General features: G+C 62.8%; 4 protein-coding genes. 2 read left to right on the top strand and 2 right to left on the bottom strand.

Features of this window, described 5'->3' with window-relative positions:
- Positions 1-45: 45 nt before the first annotated feature.
- Complete coding sequence (locus tag AAFP05_RS12240) at positions 46-561, bottom strand: Hsp20/alpha crystallin family protein (RefSeq protein ID WP_341730154.1); 516 nt, start codon at positions 559-561, stop codon at positions 46-48.
- Positions 562-898: 337 nt separating this feature from the next.
- On the opposite strand from AAFP05_RS12240, the gene AAFP05_RS12235 reads away from it, so the two are divergent.
- Entirely contained in the window at positions 899-1,786 is an 888-nt protein-coding gene (locus AAFP05_RS12235) for a DUF559 domain-containing protein (protein ID WP_341730153.1), read from the top strand.
- A gap of 79 nt (positions 1,787-1,865) precedes the next feature.
- Here the strand turns inward: AAFP05_RS12235 and AAFP05_RS12230 are convergent, their stop codons facing one another.
- Positions 1,866-2,282, bottom strand: a complete 417-nt coding sequence (locus tag AAFP05_RS12230) for a DUF3052 domain-containing protein (protein ID WP_341730152.1) — start codon at positions 2,280-2,282, stop codon at positions 1,866-1,868.
- A 140-nt stretch (positions 2,283-2,422) separates the two neighbouring features.
- On the opposite strand from AAFP05_RS12230, the gene AAFP05_RS12225 reads away from it, so the two are divergent.
- The gene (locus AAFP05_RS12225) at positions 2,423-2,968 is read left to right on the top strand and encodes a dihydrofolate reductase family protein (RefSeq protein ID WP_341730151.1); all 546 of its coding nucleotides are present in this window, start codon (positions 2,423-2,425) and stop codon (positions 2,966-2,968) included.
- The last annotated feature ends 83 nt before the right edge of the window (positions 2,969-3,051 follow it).

Genomic DNA, 3,051 nt, shown 5'->3' with positions numbered 1-3,051 from the left:
ACCCCTGGGGGTAACGGGCACCGCGACTATTCGCTACTTGTCAGGTCAGTTCTGGATCGGTGTTTCATGGTCGGCTTCGATTTCACTGCCGACCTTGACTTCACTACCCAATTTGACTTCACCACCGGCGTCCACTTCGCCGGCGACCTTGCCCTGAGAGACCTTGACCTTGCGGGGCTTGGCCTCCTCGGCCACCGGGATGACGAGCGTCAGGACGCCGTCGTTGTAGTCAGCGGTGATCTCGGCGAGGTTCAGCCCCTGTCCCAGCGTCAACTGGCGGGCGTACGAGCCATAGCTGCGCTCGCGGCTGACCCAGCCCTGGTTTTCGTCGCCGGAGCGGACTTCGTCCGATACCCGCTCTGCGCGGATGCTCAGCGTGCGGTCATCCACGTCGATGTCGATGCTCTCGGGGCTGACACCAGGCAGATCGACCTTGACGATGAACTGGTCGCCGTCCCGATAGAGATCCATCGGCATGGTGCGCGCCTCCGCCGCCGCGGTGCGCGCGAGTTGATTGAATACACGGTCCATGTCACGGAAAGGGTTGTAAATGGTGCTCACAATTACTCCTTGTCCTTCTCGAACTACTACGCCTTGGTGGCGCCTACGCGAATTACAACAGGCCAGCACTCCCGGCTATTCCCGCCTTGAGCCTTGCAGACTCAACTTTCTTAGGAAGCTCGCCCAAAGTTGAGTTAATTCGACTCATGGTGTTGTCGATCGAGGTGAGGCACCGGCCCACCGTCCGGGCCAGGGCCGCGCTCATTCTGCGGGTGCTGCCACAGCGAAGGATCGGCCTCGGCACTCGTGCCTCACACCCGCGCAGTTCAAACGCCGAGTTATCCACAGCTCCGACGAATCGTGACCGATTCCGGCCTCACTCACCAATCCTTATGGCATGATCATCGACGACCTCTTGAACGATGGCGGCGGCATCATCGCTGCGGCCAAGTACCGTGAACTGCGTAACCAGTTCAGCCGAGCTGTCGCATCGGGCCGGCTGGTGCGGCTGTATCGAGGAATCCTGGTGGCTTCTCAGCTCGCTGACGATCCCGCTGTGCGGGCCAGGGCCGCGCTCATGTGGCAGCCAGGACACATCCTGATGGGACCGTCCGCCGCCCGCGTAACGTTCTGGCCCACCTGCCCCGTCGAGACCATAGACCTGGCGGGTGAATCGTCGCGAGCTGTGCCACCAGGCACAAGGATTCATCAGGTGCTGGTTCCGCCTGAGATGAGAATGCCCTGGGCCACCGGATTCGCCACCATTCCCGAATTGACTGTGCTCGACCTGGCGGTCATCGGCCAGTGGGGCGGGCTCTGCGAGGCCTTGCGCCAACACCTGGTCAACGCGGATTCACTGGCTCTGGCCGCCGAACGGGTGAGCGGCCGAGCAGGCGTAGCGGAACGGCGCGAATGCCTGCGACGAGCGCAGGACAACCCCTGGTCGTTTGCAGAAATGGATCTGCAGCTGCTCTACCGACGCTCGGGAATCGACGGCTGGGTTGCGAACCGCACGATCGAGTCAAACGGTCGCACCTTCATCCCAGATCTCGTGTTCGATGCAGCCAGGCTCATCGTCGAAGTCGACGGGCGCCAATATCACGCACGCCAGCAGGCGTTCGACGCCGACCGCGAGCGCGACAACTGGCTGATCAGCGAGGGCTGGATAATCCTGCGGTTCACGCCGGCGATGATCTGGAACCATCCCGAGCGGGTACTTGAGCAGACGCTCGCAGCACTCACCAGCAGGAGCCGTGACAAACTACATGCGATCTCTCGCGCTTAAACGATTCAGCGGCAGATTTCGGCAGATTCTGGCTAGATCGCATGTAGTTAGTCACGCCTGGCTTGAGTGCCTACGAAATCTAGCGGCGCCCGCGCGGGCGAACCACCTTGCGCGCCTGCCAATCGAGGCAGACCTCGAACGCACTGGTGAGCGCCAACCCGGCAGTCGTCGCGCCTTCGTCAATATCGGCAGGATCAACGTAGCCAGGCCGCCCGATCTTGGGGGTCATCACGCAGATCCAGCCAGTGTCCGCCAAGTCCCGCAGTGCGTCGACCAGCGAATCCGCTACATCGCCGTCATCGCGGTGCCACAGAAGCACCACATCGACCGCCTCGATCGCGTCTTCAATCAATTCGCCGTCGATCGCATCCATGATTTCATCGCGCAGATCCTGGTCGACGTCGTCGTCCCAGCCCAGTTCTTGAACAACCATTCCTTTGTGCAGGCCAAGCTGGTCGATACCGCTTGATCCGGGCCGCTGAGGGGATACCACCATTCCTCCACTTCACCACACAACTGCTGGCCGCGCCAACCGGCGCTCGACACCAGATTGCCAGACGGGCCCGCTGCCCGCACGCCGCAGTGAAAGCCTCACAGCTCGGCGGCGTTCACCTGTCCAGACGGCAGACTGGCACCATGACGAAGCTGACGTATTACACGGCAAGCACGCTCGACGGATTCCTCGCCGATCCAACGGATTCGCTGGCGTGGCTGCTGCGCCAAGACATCGACGAACACGGTCCGTTCAACTATGAGGAGTTCATCGCAACAATCGGAGCCATCGTGATGGGATCCACAACCTACATGTGGCTCCTGCGCAACGACCCCGGGGCCTGGCCCTACCGGATGCCGACCTGGGTGATGACCTCCCGGTCACTTACGGCTCCCGATGGTGCTGACGTGCGATTCGCGTCCGGAGATGTCCGCACCGTCTTTACTCAGCTCACCGACGCGGCCGGCGGAAAGGATCTATGGGTGGTGGGCGGTGGCGACCTCGCCGGCCAGTTCGCGGATGCCGGTCTCCTGGACGAGATCGTCATCTCCGTAGCGCCCGTCGTTCTCGGTGCCGGTCGGCAGTTGCTCCCCCGCCGCCTCGATCTGGAACTGATCGAGACCAGCCGCAACCAGGACTTCGTCTGCGCCCGCTACCGAGTTCAGGGCCCGCTCACCGAAGACCGCTGAGACCCCATCGGGCACAAGGCGACGGAAGCACAAACGCCTGCGGTGGGGGGGCCCGCCGGGGCCCCCCCCCCGGGGGGTGTGGG

Source organism: Brooklawnia sp., assembly GCF_032229645.1.
Lineage (GTDB): Bacteria > Actinomycetota > Actinomycetes > Propionibacteriales > Propionibacteriaceae > Brooklawnia.
This window is presented reverse-complemented; position numbering and strand designations above follow the sequence as displayed.

Excerpts from the sequence above, each read along its gene's own strand:
- AAFP05_RS12235 (WP_341730153.1), top strand. The coding sequence starts at position 899 with ATGATCATCGACGACCTCTTGAACGATGGCGGCGGCATCATCGCTGCG.
- AAFP05_RS12230 (WP_341730152.1), bottom strand. The coding sequence starts at position 2,282 with ATGGTGGTATCCCCTCAGCGGCCCGGATCAAGCGGTATCGACCAGCTT.
- AAFP05_RS12225 (WP_341730151.1), top strand. The coding sequence starts at position 2,423 with ATGACGAAGCTGACGTATTACACGGCAAGCACGCTCGACGGATTCCTC.